The following is an 18,286-nucleotide window of genomic DNA, read 5'->3' on the forward strand; positions in this document are numbered from 1 at the left end:
TTTATAAAATCAGGACAAGTGTATGTTAAGAATGTATAATTATTGCGAGTCGATTTTATTATTAATATCATATCTTAAGCCTGAAAAAACAGAGGATTATTGGAAGTAATGCAAATGTTTGCATCTCATAAGAACTTTACATCAATGGGAATGCAAAATTTAAGAATTAATACCTAAATCAAATGAAAAATCAAATGATAAATTTAAATAAGAGTCTGGGGCGATATTTGCTCTTTACTTTATTTGTTATACTGTCTTGTAGTTTTGGAGTAAAAGCTCAGGAACTTGTGGTGAAAGGAGTAGTTACTAGTTCCGAAGATGGATTGTCTCTTCCGGGAGTTAGTGTTGTAATTAAAGGAACAACTATTGGAACAGTTACAAATTTCGATGGTGAGTATTCTATTAATGCTGCAATGGGTGATGTTCTTCATTTTAGCTTTATTGGAATGAGCGATCAGGATATTACCGTTTCAAAAGCCGAATTAGATGTTGCAATGAGTGCCGATGTGGTTGGACTTGATGAGGTAATTGCAATTGGTTACGGTACTACTACCAAAAGAAAATCGGTTGGAGCAATTTCTACCATGAAAGCTGAAAAATTAGAACAAACACCATTTACAAATGTAGGTAGTGCTTTACAAGGACAGGTTGCAGGTTTAGTCGTTGAAAATAGTGGTGGAGGACCAGGTTCAACGCCTTCAATATCGATTCGTGGTGGTGGTACGCCTTTGTTCGTAATCGATGGAGTAATTTCGTCGGAACAGGATTTTAATGCTTTAAACTCAGATGATGTTGAAACAATTAGTTTTTTGAAAGATGCTGCTGCAACTGCAGTTTATGGATCGAGAGCGGGTAATGGTATTGTTTTGGTAACATCAAAAAGAGGTAAAGAGGGTAAACTTAAAGTAAACTACTCTTATAATTACCAGTTGAGTGAGCCAACTACGTTGCCTGATATGCTGAATTCTTATGATTTTGCTCTGCTTCAGAATGCAGCAAGTAAATATGATGGTACAGTTCCTACATTCTCTGATGAGCAATTAGAAACCATCAAAAATCATAGTGATTTAGATGTCTTTCCAGACAATAATTGGCCAGATTTAACCTTAAAGAATTTTGCGACAGAGCAACGCCATAATTTATCTCTTACAGGAGGTAGTGAGAAAACGAATTATTTTATTTCTATGGGTTACATCGATCAGGGTGGAATCTTAAAAAGTGATGCTACTGATTACAGTAGATTTAATATTCGAAGTAATGTAAATACAAAATTCGATAAGATTGGTTTGGAAATTGGTGTTAATATTAATGCTAGTTTGGAAAAATATAAAGAGCCTTCTGTAGGAATGTATAGTATTTGGCGTGCTATAAATCAGAATACAAGTCCATTGTATCGTGCTTATAATTTAGATGGTACATTAGCTGGAGGTGGTAATGGTGATCATCCAATAGCAATTTCAAGTAAAGATGCGGGTTATAAAAAAACAAGGGATAAATTTATTAATGCTCAGTTTAGTGCCAAGTGGAAAGTTCCTACTATTAAAGGTTTAAAGGTAGGTGTTATGGCTAACTATCGCGATGGCGACGGTTGGGAGAAAACCTGGACTAAGAATGTGCCACTGTATATGCAGGATGGATCTTTAATGACACAGCCATCACCATCTTTAAATGTTGGGTCTTATTACAAAGATAAATTGTATTTAGAGTCCAGTCTTAATTACTCGAATACTTTTGGGAAACATGGTGTTGATGCAACATTTGTTTACAATCAAACAACAAGCACTACTGAGAATATGTCTGCTTTTCGTAGAGATTTTCAGTCAGGAGGAGTTGATCAATTATTTGCTGGTGCAGTTGAGGGAAAAGATAATTACGGAAATGAATCAGAGTCAGCCAATGCAGGTTATGTATTCAGAGTTAAATATGATTACGATTACAAATACATTTTTGAGTTAAGTGGTCGTTACGATGGAAACGATAACTTTGCTGAAGGTAACAAGTGGGGATTTTTCCCTGCAACCTCAGTTGCTTGGAATGTTTCTGAAGAAAACTTCATGCAAGATCTAAGTGATAAAAACATTCTTAATAGTTTGAAATTTAGAGCTTCTTACGGAGAAACTGGTGTTGTTAGTGGTGTTAATCGCTTTGGTTATATTCCAGTTTATAATTTGGAATCAAGTATTTATAATATTGATGGAAGTATGGTAAATGGTTATTCAGAAGGTGATTTAGTAAATCCTGATGAGTTAACATGGTACACAAGAAAATCATTTAATACTGGTATCGATTTTTCTTCGCTTAATAATAAGTTGAGTGGATCGTTTGAGTATTTCTTCTATAAAACAACAGGTTATTTAGTAAGTCCTAAGGATACTTATTCTCAGGCTTTAGGAAAAGATTTACCTCAAATTAAATCAAATTCAGAACACCGTAGAGCAGGTTATGAAATCTCGCTTCGTTACAAAGGAAATGCTGGAGAGTTAAAATATGAGGTAGGTTTTAATTATTCATACTTTAATCAATTGTGGAAACAGTTAGACACCGAAGATGAGGCAACATTATTGAATCCTTATACCAGAATTACAAATAAAAAAGATTATTGGAATGGTGGATTAGTTTACTTATCTGATGGTTTGTACCAGAATTCTGATGAGATCTTAAATTCATCTCGTTTGCCAGGTTCAACACAAACACAAGGTGGCGATATTCGTTACCAGGATGTGAATGGAGATGGTAAAATTGATGAGCAGGATAAGAGAACAGTTGATATGCCTTCTCAACCTCATGGAAACTATGGTATCGATTTTAAATTGAACTACAAAGGATGGTCTATGAGTGGCTTATTCCAGGGTACAGGAGATAGATATTTGGCATTTGATAATTTTATGGTTGTGGAAGCAAAACGACGTACCTATGATTATCAGTTAGATTATTGGACACCAGACAATCCAGATGCATTATATCCAAGAGTATCTCACATGGAAGGTGTGAATGGTGGTAACAATAGTAATGCAGATAATTTGTCTGACTTTTACTTGAAAAATGCCAAATATTTCAGATTGAAAAATTTACAAATTGGATATGATTTAAAACATAAAGTATTGGCCAATGTATCTTGGCTTTCAACTTGTAAGTTATATGTAAGTGGTACCAATTTGTTTACCATATCTGATGTGAAAGATTATTTTGACCCGGAACAAAAATCATTGAATGGAGTTATGAATTACGGATATCCGGTACAGCGCACTTATTCTTTCGGTATTAATGTTGGATTTTAATAAAAACTGTAAGCAATGAAGAAAATATTATTATATATCGTATTAACAACAAGCATGCTTATGCACTATTCGTGTAGCGATGACTTGTTAGACACCAAACCACTTGATAAGTTTACAAGTATAGATGTTTGGAATGATGTAAACCTTGCACAAGGGTTTATTTATACAACTTATGCTTCGGTTATTCCCGAATTATATGTCAATCCTGGAGACCCTCAAACTAGATTTGGTGGCGTTGGTAATGATGATTATACAGATAATGTCCTTACCCGTAGATCAATAAAAGTAGCTCGTGATTTAATCGATAAGTATTTCGATGCAGGTTGGGCAACTAATAATTCATATTATTGGTATAAAAAGGCTCCATCTGGAAATAAAAATCCAATAAAAAAGAATTCTTTCGAAGTAATTAGAGATTGTAATTTAATTATTGAAGAGGTTACAAAATCAGAAGGAATAGCAGAGGTTGATAAGCCTGCTTTAATTGCACAGGGTAAAATGCTTCGTGCATTAATCTACTATACTAAAGCTCGTTTGTTTGGTAAATATGTGATTGTTGATAAGGTTTTAACTCAAGAAGATGAATTAAAATTAGCTCGTACTTCAACGATTAAGGAAACTTACGATTTTATTATCAAAGACCTTCAGGAAGCAGCAGTTGATTTGCCAGGTGAGGCAGGAACTGGACACCTAACAAAAGGAGCTGCTTATGCCATGTTGGCCGAAATATCTTTACATGGTGCTGCTTATATCGAAAGTGGTAAAGAAGATTATTACCAAATATCTAAGAAAGCAAGTGAAGATTTGTTTGCTTTAGGCTATAGTTTAGAAGATGATTATGAGTCCCTATTTAACGATTATGATACAGGTCTTAATTCTAATGAGATGATTTTAGGATTATACAAGCATGCTGATGCGACTTGGTATCAAATGACTTTAATGCAGGGAATTGTTCCAAATATGGAACCTGCAAAAACCACAGGAACTCCTGCGCTTAAAGAACCATTTTTAGGATGGACAGAAATTTGGCCTTCGTGTAGTTTAGTTGATGATTATTTGGTAGCTGATATTGATGGTGTCGCTAAAAAATGGAACGAGACTTCTTATTATCAGGATTTTGTGACCAATGGAGGATATGTTTCACATGCCATTTATAATGAACATCGTGATGCTCGTTTTTTCGCATCTATTGTTCAAGATTCATCGCAGTTGTTCGCAAATACAGTAACAACAAGAATTGGTGGAAACTTACATTATGCGGAAAGTACAAAAGGTACCAACCGAGCTACACCATCGGGTTACTATATGCGAAAAGGTATTTACGATGTAGATGATTTTAAAGCTATTGTCAACACAAATTATCATCAGAGTATTACTCGTTTAGGTAGAGCTTACTTGAATTATGCAGAAGTATTGTTACGATTAAATAATACAGCTTTAGCAATTGAGTATATCAATAAAACCAGAACAACTCATGGAAAATTACCTGCTTTGGCAACTGGTTTAAGCTTAGATGAGGCTTGGAAGTATTACAAAATTGAGCGTAGAGTTGAGTTGTTTTTCGAGAATGACAGATATTGGTCTCTATTGCGTTGGGGAAAAGAAGATGGTGGCGGAGTTATTTCAGAATTGAATGATACCAAACACACTTTCTTTGAAATAGCTGCCGACGGTAAAAGTTTTGAAGTTAAAGATGTATTTTTAAGTGCAGCAAATCACGAGAAAAGATTTTCTACAAAACGTTATCTGTTCCCTGTTCCTCAAAAGGAAAGAGACTTAAATGAATTATTAGATCAGAACCCTGGTTGGGAGTAATCAAAAAGATAGAATACTATGAAAAATTTAGTGAAATATACAATCATTTTATTCAGCATGATACTATTTACATCATGTCTGGAATCGGGATTAGACGATTTGCCAGCTTACGAAGAAGCGAATATTACAAATTTTAAATTTGAATATCGCTGGATGGGAAAAAATGGCGATAACGATCAACTTAATGTTTATCAGATGGAAGTAGCCAATACAATTGATACAGTTGCTAATACAGTAGATTGTGTGATTACAGTTCCTGCTGTTTCAGATGATTTTCCTGCAGAACAGAGAGATTTGGTTGAGTTAACTAATCTTGTTGGCTATTGTAGCATCTCTAATGCAGCAACAATATCGCCTGTTGGAGATGCTCCCGTTCTTGGAGAAATTAAAGATTATAGTGGTTCAGATTTGAAATATGAAGTGGTTGCAGCTAATGGAACTGCTAAAATATGGACTTTAACAATTTCTGAATTTATAAAATAGTTTTGTAAAAATATGAATTATATTTTTGGGCCATCCATTTATGGATGGCCCTTTTTTTTGTGATAATATTGTTAGTTTTAAATGTTTTAGTATGATGCTTGATTGGGAATGGTTAAGTGTTATTAAATGTATAAGATGTTGTGTAATTTTTTTTAAGTTTTGATTTTAGAACAAAACTTTTACATTTGTTTTTATAACCACGATATCCAGACTAACCAAAATTCCTCTAATGAGAATTGATTCTAAAATCAAATTACGCGAAATAGACTTTAAGAAACTTTTTGATTCTTATTTTCCATCATTGTGCATATTTGCTCATAAATTTGTTAAAGATGAAGATTCTGCAAAAGATATTGTACAAGAAGTATTTGTACGAATTTGGAAGTCTGTAGAGACATTTGAATCTGAAAAATCGATGAGAGTGTATTTTTATATGGCAACAAAAAATGCTTGTTTCGATTATTTAAAAAAAGAACAAAGAAGAAGAATAGATGGTGATATCAACGAAGAAATTTATATTTACGATAACACTGTAGAGAATGAGATTGTGAGAGAAGAAGTTTATTATCAATTAGAGACTGCCATAAATTTATTGCCACAAAAAGCCCAGAGAGTAATCCGTTTAAATTTAAATGGTCTTTCCAATAAAGAAATTGCTGAGGAACTCGATGTATCGGTAAATACTGTAAAAACTCACAAAATGCTTGCTTTTAAAAAAATAAGAGAGCTGTATGGAAATGAATATGCCATTCTACTATTAATTGAATTTTATCAATTTTTGAATTAAGTTTTTGCTATAAGCTGATTTTAAATTCAATAAGATTTCTTAAGCTAATAGATATCAATATTCTAAAGATATTTATCGCGTAAAACCAACTACAATTAAAGAAATATTTTCTCAGGAATTTTTAACCTCAAATAAGATTTGTTAAAAAAATATAATTTTTTTTCACCCCTATTTCAAAAACTGTCGTCTGTTGAATAAAAGGGGGTAGGTAGAGATACCGTAAATAAAACTAATTAATGAATAATCAAATAAACAAAGCACTGGATATTAGTAAGATTCTTTCTTTACATGTAAGTGGAGAAGACTTGGGTATGGAAGAAAGAAAACAACTTGATGAATGGTTAGCTTATTCTGAATCAAACAAAATTTTATTGAGTGAACTGCAGAATAAAGAACTGGCAAAGAGCAGGAGGGAAGTACTTTCTCGTATTGATATGGATAAGGAGTGGGCAACATTTCAACAATCTATTAAGAAAGAGAAAAAACTTGTTAAGCTAAATTGGATAAACCTGCTAAAATATGCAGCCGTAATTGCTTTGCCAATATTACTTGCTACTTATTTGTTTTTAGAAGTGGATACTCAACAAAATTATGTGTCTGATATTCCTGTAGAAATTGAGCCTGGTGTTAAAAGAGCTCAATTGATATTAAGTAATGGAGAAAAAATTGAATTAGATGAAAATAAAAAAGATTTAACCAATGGGGAGCTTAATGTTAAGATTGAGAATAAAAATCAATCATTAAATTATACCAGTCTGAATAGTGAAGCAAAAGAGCTTCGCTTCAATCATTTGTTAATTGGAAGAGGAGAGGAGTATCAATTGATCTTATCAGATGGAACCAAAGTTTGGTTGAATTCTGAATCGAAATTGAGTTACCCTACTCGATTTGCATCTAATATTAGAGTGGTTGAGCTGGAAGGAGAAGCTTATTTTGAAGTAACAAAAAACAAAAAAGCTCCGTTTATTGTAAAAACAAAACAGATGGATGTGGAAGTTTTGGGAACGTCTTTTAATGTTTCGGCTTATCAGGACGAAGATAAAATGAAAACTACTTTGGTTGAGGGAAGCGTAAAGGTTGTTACAAATTATGGAATTACAGAAGCTAAAATTATAAAACCAGATGAACAAGCCATATTCGATGTGAACTCTAATAAAATGACTATTGGAGCAGTAGATGCAAAAATGTATGGGCGTTGGAGAGAAGGGGTTTTTGCTTTCGAGGAAGATAATTTGGACGAAATTATGCGAAAATTAGCTCGTTGGTATAAGGTGAGAGTATTCTTTCAGGATGATGAAGCAAGACATTATCAATTTTCTGGAAAGCTGCCACGATTCGAGTCTTGTAATGAATTGTTAGATATGATTGAGAAGACAACTAATGTGACATTTGAGGTTAAAAACAATGAAAATATTATTGTAAGAACAAAATGATAAAACCATTATAAATAAAATACCGGAACATAGTACCAGTATGTTCCGGCTATTTAGAATTAAACATCCATAAGGATGATTGTCGAACCCTAAACATTACAAATTTATGGAAAAATTTGAATTGTTTCGAATATCTAAGCTTTTTGGTATTCGGACGAAATGGCTAATTGCTATGAAAACATTTGTATTATTATTTTTTGTATTTAGTATTCAATTGAATGCTAGTGTTCTATCTCAGCAAAAGGTGAGTTTGAACATGAGTAATGTAAGTGCAAAAGATTTGATTAAAGAAATCGAGGCGCAAACTAACCTTGGCTTTATTTACAATTTAAGTGAAATTGAAAAACTAGATGGAATTTCAATAGAAGCAGAAGAACAGACAGTAAAAGATGTGTTGGATGAAGTTTTGGAAGGTACTGATTTAACTTATGAATTAGATAAGTCGGTAATCATTATTATGCCTAAGCCAGCTGAACCCGTAAAAAAAGAGCAACAAGAAGTAAAAATACTTAAGGGGAAGATAACAGATGCAGAAGGAGTTGCTTTGCCTGGTGTTTCTGTTGTTGTTAAAGGTACAAGTACAGGTGTTGCTACTAATATTGATGGAGAATACAGTATTGAATTAGATAGTGATAAAGCTGTTTTAATTTTCTCTTTTGTAGGTATGTTACCACAAGAAATTAACTATACAGGGCAAGTTATACAGAATGTTACTTTAAAAGCCGATACAGAACAAATGGCCGAAGTTGTAGTAACTGGTTACCAAACAATTTCTAAAGAACGAGCAACTGGTGCGTTTGAGAAGGTCTCTGCTAAAGCTTTGGAAGAAAGATCAACTTTAAATATTATAGATAAACTGGAAGGGCAAACTTCGGGTGTTTTATTCGAGAATGGAGCCATTACTATTCGTGGAGCTTCCTCTATGAATGCAAGTACTACTCCATTAATCGTTGTGGATGGATTTCCAATCGAAGGTGATTTAGAAAGTTTAAATCCTAATGACATTGAAAGTATGACCATTTTGAAAGATGCTGCAGCAGCCTCAATATGGGGAGCCCGTGCTTCTAATGGTGTTATTGTAATTGTTTCTAAAAAGGGAAATGATAAAGGACATACTAAAGTAGAGTTTTCTTCTACTCTTTCGATTACTCCCGAACCAGATCTATACAGTCTGAAAAGAGCGTCTACGGAATCATTTTTAGAGTTAGAAAAGCACTTTGCTGATAATGGATGGAAAGAACTTGCATCTCCATGGGCTTTGAGTCAACCAGCTTATAACGAAGGATTGGATACCTATTTGAGATATAATGATGGTCAGATGACAGAAGCAGATAAGGATGCTATCATCAACCGTTTAAAAGGCATCGATGTTCGTGATGAGTATGCTGATTTATTTTTAAGAAAAGCGGTTCGTCAACAATATCATTTGTCTGTGAGTGGTGCTACAGAAAAATCTAATTATTATGCCTCATTAAGTTATGATGATAATAATGCATGGATGAAAGGAAGTGATAACGATCGTATTGTTTCTAATTTAAGAATACAAACAAAGATATCCGACCGAATTAGTTTTAATGCAGGTATCTCCGCTACAATAAGAAATGCTGAAAATAATGGTGCAGGTGGCTTAAGCTCACTAGCTCAATATCAGCAAATTTTGGATGAAAATGGTGATTATATTCCTCAGCCTTGGACCTATTCTCAGGCGGGAAAGGAAACTCATGCAGCAGCCAATAATTCTCCTTACGATTGGACTTATAATGCATATCAAGAGTTCGAAAATAAAGATAATTCTGTAAAGAATGTTGATTTAAGAATGCAGGCTGGTTTAAATATCAAATTGATTAAAGGTCTTGCTTTTGAAGGTCGTTACCAATATGAGTGGGGTAATTCAAAAAGTCAAAACTTGTATAATGAGGACACATATTATGTGCGTAATCAAGTAAATACTCGAGCTCATATAGGAAGTGATGGTGAAATGGTATATCCAATTCCAATGGGAGACGCACGAGCAGATGCAAATATATATACCAAATCTTTTACAAGCAGAGCGCAATTAAATTTCAATAGATCTTTCAATGATGGCAAACATCAGGTATATGCAATAGCAGGTACAGAGCTTCGCCAGACAGAGTCTGAAAGTTCTAATATGACAAAGTTTGGCTACGATCCTGTTAGCTTGCAATTTAAGCGAATGAATTACGACACCGATTACCCAAGAGCTTTTTCTTATTGGCCTTCTAAAATTAATGATAACACTTCATTTTCGTATTTGAAGAATAGATATGCTTCTTATTATGGTAATGCCGGATATACTTTTGATGAAAAATATACGGTAACCGGTAGTGTACGTTTAGATGATTCTAATTTATTTGGAGCTAGTAAGGAGTATCGTAATGTTCCATTATGGTCTGTGGGTACAAATTGGCAAATGCACAAAGAGGATTTTATAAATCTTGATTTTGTTAATCGCTTAACACTGCGCATGACTTATGGTACAGGTGGTAATATTGATAAATCAACCAGCCCATACTTAACTGCTTCAATTGGTCAAGATTATCAAACACAATATAACTTTGCTTATATCAACAATCCAAAAAATCCTAATTTGAGATGGGAAAAAACTTCTACAGCTAACTTTGGTCTTGATTACGCACTTTGGAACAATAGGGTTTCTGGATCTATTGAGTACTATAATAAGCAAAGTGTTGATTTGTTAGGAAACGTATCCTTAAATGCAATTTACGGTTTTGATTCTGCATTAATGAATTTTGCTGAAATGTCTAATAAGGGGATTGATTTTTCTGTAAATGTTGGAATTCTTAATAAAGATCTAAAATGGAATGTAATCACGAACTTTTCTTACAACAAAAATAGAGTTGAGAAAGTGGAGTTGTCAGATGAGTCGGTTAGTGGAGCTATCAGTAGCTATTCAGGAGCAGCATCTGCTAGAGTTGGTAAGCCATTGAATCACCTTTACTCTTACAGATGGGCAGGACTTTCTTCGGAAGGAATGCCTCAGGTTTATAATGAAAAAGGAGAAATTATAGATCATAACACTGAAATTGAAGATGTTGAAGGTTTAAAATATGAAGGAACCACAACTCCGAAGTATTATGGTAGTTTTAGAAATGTGTTAAGTTATAAAGGACTACGATTAAGTATGTTGTTTACTTATAAGTTGGGATATAAATTTAGAACACCAACTATTAATTACAGCGCGTTGAAAAGTAATTTTACTTTAAACGAAGTTCATGAAGATTTTGATAATAGATGGAGAAGTGCAGGTGACGAAAATACAACCGACATTCCTGTTTTACCTAATGATGATACCGTTATTGGAGGGTATTGGGGTACTTATACGCTATATGGAAGTCATAATGTAAAAAGTGCATCACATATCAGATTTAATGATGTAGTTCTTTCTTACGATTTACCTAAATCTTGGTTTAAATCTATTGGACTTAATGCTCTAAATATAGGTGCTCAGGTTAGAAATTTAGGGGTGATAACTTTTAATGATTCTGATATTGACCCAGAATATATTGTAGGAGTTAATGGTTTTGGAGAAAGAAAACCAGAATATACATTTAGTTTGAAAGCTAGATTTTAATTGATAGTAATCTGGAAGTTGTGGCTTCACAACTTCCGATAAAAAATATTACAAATGAAAAATATTATATATTTATTGATTCTAGTCGTTTTTGCCACTTCGTGTGATGACTGGATGGATATTGAGCCGAAGGGAAAAGTTATTCCGTCAAAAGTAGATGATTATAGACTTTTATTAGATGATACGCAAGGCTGGGGAGGTACAGCTGTTACGGATGCTCCCGACATTGACCTATGGTTATCGGATGATATTGATTTAAGAGATGATTTAATTGGCTCTTATTATTCTGAATATCAACCAAGAGCATATCGATTTGAGGATCATATCTATTTGCAATCAGAAGAAGATGGAAGCATGAATAATGCTTATGCAGGAATTTATCTTTTCAATACAGTTATAGATGAAGTACTGGGAACAACTGGAAATGAAGAGGAAAAAAAGAAGTTATATGCTGAGGCAAAGGTTCATAGAGCTTTTGCATATTTAAAATTGGTAAATATCTATGCAAAACAATACGATCCTACTAGTGCGGCTACGGATTTAGGTTTGCCTATGCAATTAAAACCAGTGTTAGAGGGTAGTTTAACAAGAGGAAATGTACAGGAGGTATATGATTTAATTCTTGCCGATTTAAATGAGGTGTATGAGTATTTACCTGACACTCAAATTGAATTGTGGAGACCCTCTAAAGCTTCTGCTAGTGCATTATTAGCTAGAACTTATTTAATAATGGGAGATTTTACAAATGCTCTTAAGTATGCTGATATTTCTTTGGGTTTATATACTTATTTGACAAATTATAATGATTTACCTGCCCATAATTGGTATCCTGATTTGCTTGATTTTGGACAAAGATACCTGAATAAAGAGCAGTTATTATTGAAGAATCCATTGTCAGATTATTATATGATGTATCCAAGTCAAGAGTTTATGGACTTATTTGATCAGGATAATGATTTACGTTACACAGGTAGGATAACGAATGAATGGGCATCTCCGGGTACTAGTCTGTATTATTACTATTATGGTAACACAGGAAGTTCGTATGGATTAACAGTTCCAGAAATGTTGCTAATTAGAGCAGAGTGCAATGCAAGAAGAGGTTCTGCTGGTATTAGTGCTGCTATGGATGATATCAATTTGATTCGTCAAAATAGAATAGCAACGGCAGCCTATGCTCCGCTAACTGCTACTGATGCTACAGAAGCATTAGCTTTGGTTAAAGAGGAAAGAAGAAGGGAATTAGCATTTATGGGACATCGTTATACTGATATTCGTCGTTACAATGTATACGATAACGCAAATATCTCTATTGTTCATTCCGTAAATGGTGAAAACTTTACTTTAGCTCCAGGCGATAACAAATGGGCTTTACCTTTTGCAAGAAAGTACATAAATAAAAATCCAGAAATCGAACAAAATCCTCGTTAGTAATAGCGAGTAATTGAATATTATTAGTCCCGGAATTATTTCCGGGGCTATACATCTATGTCCATCTATTGGAAACTTCGGTTTTATTTTATCAGTCCAAAAAGGAGCTAACCACTTTACTGAGATTTTTTAGTATTAATATTAATTTATTTTATCATGAAGTTTTTTAAACTATTTGTCTTAATGGCATTGGTAACGCTATTCTCATGTAGTAAGCAAAATGACAATTGTATTATAAAAGGTCAACTATCTGGTGGAGATGGGGATCTTGTGATTTATCCGTATCAGGAAGTTTATTCGAAACAAGAGTCTGATAGCTTAACTTATAAAGCTACTATAAAAGATGGTACGTTTGAATTGGAACTGGATTCAGAAAAGGCTAGTAGATCAATACACATAAAAATTGGTAAGGATTATAAAAGTTATACTATGTTTTCAGAGCCAGGTGTAATAAAAATTACGGAGAAAAATGGAGAATTAGTTGCTGAAGGCTCCGCTGTTAATGATCAATATCAACAATTATTGGAAAAGTTAAACTATAAAGCTTATGATAATTTAAAATATAAGAAAATGTTGAGCTCTGAAGAGCAGAAGCTTGTAGATCAGTACAACTCTAAACTTTGGGAATTGACCAAAGAATATCCGAACAGTGTTCCATTAAGTCAATTGTTCTATGAAAAATATTGGGGAGCAGATGTTGAAACATTAAATAAAATCATTAACTCCTTCTCAAAAGAAATTCAGGACTCTTACTACATTAAACGGATGATTGAAAGAAAAGCCAATCAGCAAAGAGTTTCCATTGGTAAACAGGCTCCGGATTTTTCTTTAAAATCAGATAAAAGTGAAGTTATTTCGCTTTCTAAGTACAAAGGAAAATATCTGTTGGTAGATTTTTGGGCATCGTGGTGTAGACCGTGTAGAGCAGAGATCCCAAATGTGAAGAAAATTTATGAAGACTATAAAGCTAAAGGATTAGAAGTTTTAAGCGTAAGTACCGATTCAGATGAGAAAGCATGGTTAAAAGCCGTAGATCAGGAGCAAATGCCTTGGGCACAGGTTCGTGATACCAAATCTGTAAGTAAAGCCTACAATATTACGTATATTCCAATGATTTTCTTGATGGATTCAAACGGAAAAATCATTGATAAAGGATTACATGGTGAAGGATTACGAAAAAGAGTTGAAGAGCTTTTTAAGTAACAAACAACATACATTATATGGAAAGATCAGTTTAGTAAATTGGTCTTTTTTTTTGCCTAAAAGTAAGGGTGATTAATACCATATTACTAGTGAAATAAAGAATACTAGTGTTCCAAATTATAATTCTTAGGTTAATTAAGGTTAAAAAGCCATTTTTCATTCATACGACCCGAAATAATCACAGTCTGTAGAGTAGAAGTAAGTTTAATTCATTAATTCAAATTGAAATGAAAAAAATATTTGGGGTAATTATCGCATTGTTTATTTGTAGTAGTGCATTTTCTCAAGGGATAAAATTTGAGCATGGGACATGGGCAGAAGTGAAGGCTAAAGCCAAAACAGAAAATAAAATAATTTTTGTTGATGTATATACATCTTGGTGTGGACCATGTAAAGTGTTGGCAAAAACAGTTTTTACTGATTCTAATGTAGGTGAATATTTGAATAAAAATTTAATTTCTTTTAAAATTGATGCCGAAAAAGGAGAAGGTCCTGAATTTGCAAAAACTTATGAGGTAAAAGCTTTTCCAACTTTATTATTTATTAATGGGGATGGTGAATTGGTACTAAAAGCAGTTGGAGGAAAGTCGGTTGATGAGTTTATAGCATTGGCTAAATCGGCAAATGATCCCAAAAAACAATTGCCAGTATTGGCAAAAAAATACAATGCAGGCGATAGAGATGAGCAAACTGTATTAGCATACATTGCTGCTTTAAAAGAAAGTCAAGGAGCATATTCAGAAGTTATCAAAGAATATTTGAAAGAGTTAGGGCAGAATAAATGGAAATCACAGGCTGTATTTGAAATTATATCAAAGTATATGGATGATCCTAAAGATATGGCTTTCTCCTATTTTGTAAAAAATAAAAAGGCTTACGAAAAATATGCGGACAGGAAAGATATTGATGATGCTATTTTCAATGTCTTTAAAATGAACTTAATCAAGAGAGTAAATTCAGAAGGAGTTCAAATTATTGAGGAATTAACAGAAACTAGCAAAGTTGTTGAAGAGCCTTTACGTACACATATCACGAATTATTTCACTGTAGTTTCTAGTCCAATGGAAGCTTATGCAAACAAAGAATTTCGTGCAACAGTAGATAGTCATATTCAGAATTATGCCATTGCATGGGAGATAAATAATTATATCGATTTCATGCTTTACCAAAAGAAGAATGAAGACATTCCTGAAGAATTGAAATTGGCTGAAAAGTGGTGTTTAAAAGGTATTGAATTGGAAGATAATGTGAAGTGGAGAACCAAATACATTACTATTCTTTTGAAGCAAGGGAAAAAAGAAGAGGCTGAAAAGTTGGTAGTAGAAGAATTTAGTAAATCTCAGAAGGATATTAATAAATCCACTAACAAAGTGAACGCTTTATATGAAAGTGCACGTGCATTAGTAAAGGGAGAATTATTTACTATTCCGATGGCTGCAAAGAAATCGGAAGAATGGATTCGCCAAGCACTTAAAATAGAAGATAATCTAAATAATAATAGTGTTTTGGTAAGTGCTTTGTCTGCTCAGGGAAGACATCAGGAGGCTGCTAAAATCATTACTAAAATTGGTGCGATGGATTTGACCGAGCATGAACAAGCTTATTTAAAGCAAGTGAAGGCTTATAATGAATCAATGCTAAATACTTCAAAATAATCTGAATATGAAAAAGATTTTAGTATTACTAGTCGCTACTTTTATGTGTTCTGGTTTATTTGCACAAGGTATTGAATTTGAGCATGGAACCTGGGCAGAAGCTAAAGCAAAAGCAAAGGTGGAAAATAAATTAATTTTTGTTGATGTATATACCGATTGGTGTGGCCCATGTATGCGTATGGCGGCCAGTGTTTTTAAAGATTCGAACGTTGGTGAGTATATGAATAGCAACTTTATTTCGATGAAAATTGATGCCGAAAAAGGTGAAGGAGTGGCGTTTGCGAAGGAGTATGCTACTAAAGCATTCCCAACCTTATTGTTTATAAACGGTGATGGAAAAGTAGTTTATAAATCGGTAGGTGGAAAAAATAGTGAAGAGTTTATTGCTCTTTCTAAATTGGCTAACAACCCAAACAAACAGTTAGCTACACTAGAAGATAAATACAATAGTGGAAATAGAAATATGGAAACTGTTCTTGCATACATAGCTGCCTTAAAAGAAGCTCGTAAGAATTATGCCGAAATTATTTCTAGCTATCTAAATGAATTAGGAGATAAAAACTGGACATCAGAAACTGTTTATGAAATCGTTTCTAAATATATGGATGATTGTACCAATCCTACATTTATTTATTTCTTAAAGAATAGAAAGGCTTACCAGCAATTTGCTTCCCAGAAAGATATTGATGCTGCTGCATTTAATGTTTTTAAAATGAACTATATCAATGCGGTTTATGGTAAAATCAATTTACCAGCAGATAGCGTAATCGAAAATGCTAAGAAAGTTGATGAACCACTTCGAACACATTTGGCTAATTATTTTACAGTTGCTAAAGGAGGAGATTTTGGTAAGAAAGAATATCGAGATATTGTGGATTGTCATGTGACGAATTATGCAACGGCTTGGGAGATTAATGGTTATATAAATTTTATGCTCTATAATAAAAAGCCAGAAGATATTCCTGAGGAATTAAAAATGGCTGAGAAATGGTGTCTGAAAGGGATGAATTTGGAGAATTCTACCGAATGGCGCACGAAATATATCAATATTCTGCTTAAGCAAGGGAGAAAAGATGAGGCTATAAAATTAATAAAAGAAGAATTGCCAAAAGCCCAGGAGGAAATAAATAACTCATCAAATAGGGCGAATACTATGGCTACTATTGCAACAGCCTTTGTTCAGGGAGAGATTAGTAAATTTCCAATGGCTGCTCAAAAAGGTGAAGAATGGATTAAAGAAGCTTTAAAATCAATTGATTCCTTTACTAATAACACTGTTTTGGTAGCTGCATTGTCGGCAAATGGTAAAGCTGATGAATTGAAACAAGCCATATCAAAATTGGAGAAAATGGCTAAAAATGATATGGAAAAAAGATATGTTGAATCTTTGAAAGATTATCCATCAAAGATGACAAAAGAGAAATAAAATTATTTAAACATACTGATTTGCTTTCTCTTGTCGATCAGTATTGTTTTAGCTTATATTTTATCGAAATAAATAACAAAAATATTGAATATGAATTATTTAAAAGTAATTGCCTTTTTAATGCTTACAGCATTATTTGCTTGCAATAAAGTTACCGATAAATGTATTATTGAAGGAGAAATATCAGCTCCAAGTGGAAAAATTACGATTTATCCTTATCAGGAAGTAAAATCGATGGAAGAGTCTGAGAAATTAAGTTATCATGCAGAGATTATCGATGGAAAGTTCCGCGTCGAACTAGACTCAGTTATGGCATGTAGACGCATGTATTTAAAGATAGGCGATAAAAGGAAACAATGTGAATTTTATTCAGAACCAGGAATTTTGAAACTTTCGGAAGTTGGTGGTGAATTTGAAATTAAGGGATCAAAGTTAACTGATGAGTTACTAAACTTATATAGAGAGCTTAATTATAAGCATTACTCCAGCCTTAAATACAAGCGAGATTTAAGTCCTGAAGAAATAAAAGTTAAAGAGAAATATGAAACAACATTGTGGGAATTGGTAAAGAAAAGACCCAATAGTATTCCTTTAACTTATTTGTTTAAAGAAAAATACTGGCATGCTGATTTGCCAACATTAAATAAGATAATTAGTGCATTTTCAGAAGAAATACATGATACTTATTACATTAAGTATTTAATTAACCGACGTAATAATGAAGCTAAATCTGCTGTAGGTAATATGGCACCTCAATTTGATATTAAATCATTGTCGGGCAAGGATGTGTCATTATCTGCTTTAAAGGGTAAGTATGTTTTAATTGACTTTTGGGCATCGTGGTGTGGTCCATGTCGCGCAGGAATTCCAAATATAAAAGAAATCCACAAAGCTTTTAATGACAAAGGGCTGGAAATTATAAGTATCTCGACAGATGCAGATGAAAAGGCATGGTTAAAAGCTGTAAAAAAAGAAAACATGCCTTGGACACAAATTCGAGATACAAAAAAAATATCTGCTAGCTACAATGTAACGGCTATTCCACATATCGTACTAATATCACCTGAAGGTAAAATACTTGCTAAAAATATGCATGGTAGAGCTATTTGGGACGAATTGGAAAAAGTGGGTTTTAAGTCGGATAAATAGGTTTTGATAACAA

General features: G+C 33.3%; 11 protein-coding genes. All 11 read left to right on the forward strand.

Annotated features, from left to right (window positions below):
* Window positions 1–194: 194 nt before the first annotated feature.
* The 11 genes from ACT3CE_RS06620 to ACT3CE_RS06670 all read left to right on the forward strand — a co-directional run bounded on the left by ACT3CE_RS06620 (window position 195) and on the right by ACT3CE_RS06670 (window position 18,273).
* Entirely contained in the window at window positions 195–3,278 is a 3,084-nt protein-coding gene (locus tag ACT3CE_RS06620; RefSeq protein WP_444708976.1) for a SusC/RagA family TonB-linked outer membrane protein, read from the forward strand.
* 15 nt (window positions 3,279–3,293) lie between these two features.
* Window positions 3,294–5,093 carry a RagB/SusD family nutrient uptake outer membrane protein gene (locus ACT3CE_RS06625; RefSeq protein WP_444708977.1) on the forward strand — a complete coding sequence of 600 codons (1,800 nt, stop codon included), beginning with the start codon at window positions 3,294–3,296 and terminating at the stop codon, window positions 5,091–5,093.
* A gap of 18 nt (window positions 5,094–5,111) precedes the next feature.
* Window positions 5,112–5,576, forward strand: coding sequence for a DUF5018-related domain-containing protein (locus ACT3CE_RS06630; RefSeq protein WP_444708978.1), 465 nt, complete (start codon window positions 5,112–5,114; stop codon window positions 5,574–5,576).
* A gap of 229 nt (window positions 5,577–5,805) precedes the next feature.
* Window positions 5,806–6,363, forward strand: coding sequence for an RNA polymerase sigma-70 factor (locus tag ACT3CE_RS06635; protein WP_444708979.1), 558 nt, complete (start codon window positions 5,806–5,808; stop codon window positions 6,361–6,363).
* A 236-nt stretch (window positions 6,364–6,599) separates the two neighbouring features.
* Complete coding sequence (locus ACT3CE_RS06640; RefSeq protein ID WP_444708980.1) at window positions 6,600–7,796, forward strand: FecR family protein; 1,197 nt, start codon at window positions 6,600–6,602, stop codon at window positions 7,794–7,796.
* 106 nt (window positions 7,797–7,902) lie between these two features.
* Window positions 7,903–11,409 (forward strand): SusC/RagA family TonB-linked outer membrane protein, encoded by a 3,507-nt coding sequence (locus tag ACT3CE_RS06645; RefSeq protein WP_444708981.1) that lies wholly within the window; start codon window positions 7,903–7,905, stop codon window positions 11,407–11,409.
* 54 nt (window positions 11,410–11,463) lie between these two features.
* Window positions 11,464–12,840: a RagB/SusD family nutrient uptake outer membrane protein gene (locus tag ACT3CE_RS06650; protein WP_444708982.1), complete on the forward strand. Its 1,377-nt coding sequence runs from the start codon at window positions 11,464–11,466 to the stop codon at window positions 12,838–12,840.
* A 156-nt stretch (window positions 12,841–12,996) separates the two neighbouring features.
* Window positions 12,997–14,043 carry a redoxin domain-containing protein gene (locus ACT3CE_RS06655; protein ID WP_444708983.1) on the forward strand — a complete coding sequence of 349 codons (1,047 nt, stop codon included), beginning with the start codon at window positions 12,997–12,999 and terminating at the stop codon, window positions 14,041–14,043.
* Window positions 14,044–14,270: 227 nt separating this feature from the next.
* Window positions 14,271–15,698, forward strand: a complete 1,428-nt coding sequence (locus ACT3CE_RS06660; RefSeq protein ID WP_444708984.1) for a thioredoxin family protein — start codon at window positions 14,271–14,273, stop codon at window positions 15,696–15,698.
* 7 nt (window positions 15,699–15,705) lie between these two features.
* Window positions 15,706–17,124, forward strand: a complete 1,419-nt coding sequence (locus ACT3CE_RS06665; RefSeq protein ID WP_444708985.1) for a thioredoxin family protein — start codon at window positions 15,706–15,708, stop codon at window positions 17,122–17,124.
* 90 nt (window positions 17,125–17,214) lie between these two features.
* The gene (locus tag ACT3CE_RS06670; RefSeq protein ID WP_444708986.1) at window positions 17,215–18,273 is read left to right on the forward strand and encodes a TlpA family protein disulfide reductase; all 1,059 of its coding nucleotides are present in this window, start codon (window positions 17,215–17,217) and stop codon (window positions 18,271–18,273) included.
* The last annotated feature ends 13 nt before the right edge of the window (window positions 18,274–18,286 follow it).

This window comes from Marinifilum sp. RC60d5 (genome assembly GCF_052400665.1).
Lineage (GTDB): Bacteria > Bacteroidota > Bacteroidia > Bacteroidales > Marinifilaceae > JBQTGK01.

What these genes read in the sequence shown, in the direction of transcription:
- ACT3CE_RS06620 (WP_444708976.1), top strand. Translation starts at nt 195, where the DNA reads ATGATAAATTTAAATAAGAGTCTGGGGCGATATTTGCTCTTTACTTTA.
- ACT3CE_RS06660 (WP_444708984.1), top strand. Translation starts at nt 14,271, where the DNA reads ATGAAAAAAATATTTGGGGTAATTATCGCATTGTTTATTTGTAGTAGT.
- ACT3CE_RS06655 (WP_444708983.1), top strand. Translation starts at nt 12,997, where the DNA reads ATGAAGTTTTTTAAACTATTTGTCTTAATGGCATTGGTAACGCTATTC.
- ACT3CE_RS06630 (WP_444708978.1), top strand. Translation starts at nt 5,112, where the DNA reads ATGAAAAATTTAGTGAAATATACAATCATTTTATTCAGCATGATACTA.
- ACT3CE_RS06665 (WP_444708985.1), top strand. Translation starts at nt 15,706, where the DNA reads ATGAAAAAGATTTTAGTATTACTAGTCGCTACTTTTATGTGTTCTGGT.
- ACT3CE_RS06635 (WP_444708979.1), top strand. Translation starts at nt 5,806, where the DNA reads ATGAGAATTGATTCTAAAATCAAATTACGCGAAATAGACTTTAAGAAA.
- ACT3CE_RS06670 (WP_444708986.1), top strand. Translation starts at nt 17,215, where the DNA reads ATGAATTATTTAAAAGTAATTGCCTTTTTAATGCTTACAGCATTATTT.
- ACT3CE_RS06650 (WP_444708982.1), top strand. Translation starts at nt 11,464, where the DNA reads ATGAAAAATATTATATATTTATTGATTCTAGTCGTTTTTGCCACTTCG.
- ACT3CE_RS06640 (WP_444708980.1), top strand. Translation starts at nt 6,600, where the DNA reads ATGAATAATCAAATAAACAAAGCACTGGATATTAGTAAGATTCTTTCT.
- ACT3CE_RS06625 (WP_444708977.1), top strand. Translation starts at nt 3,294, where the DNA reads ATGAAGAAAATATTATTATATATCGTATTAACAACAAGCATGCTTATG.
- ACT3CE_RS06645 (WP_444708981.1), top strand. Translation starts at nt 7,903, where the DNA reads ATGGAAAAATTTGAATTGTTTCGAATATCTAAGCTTTTTGGTATTCGG.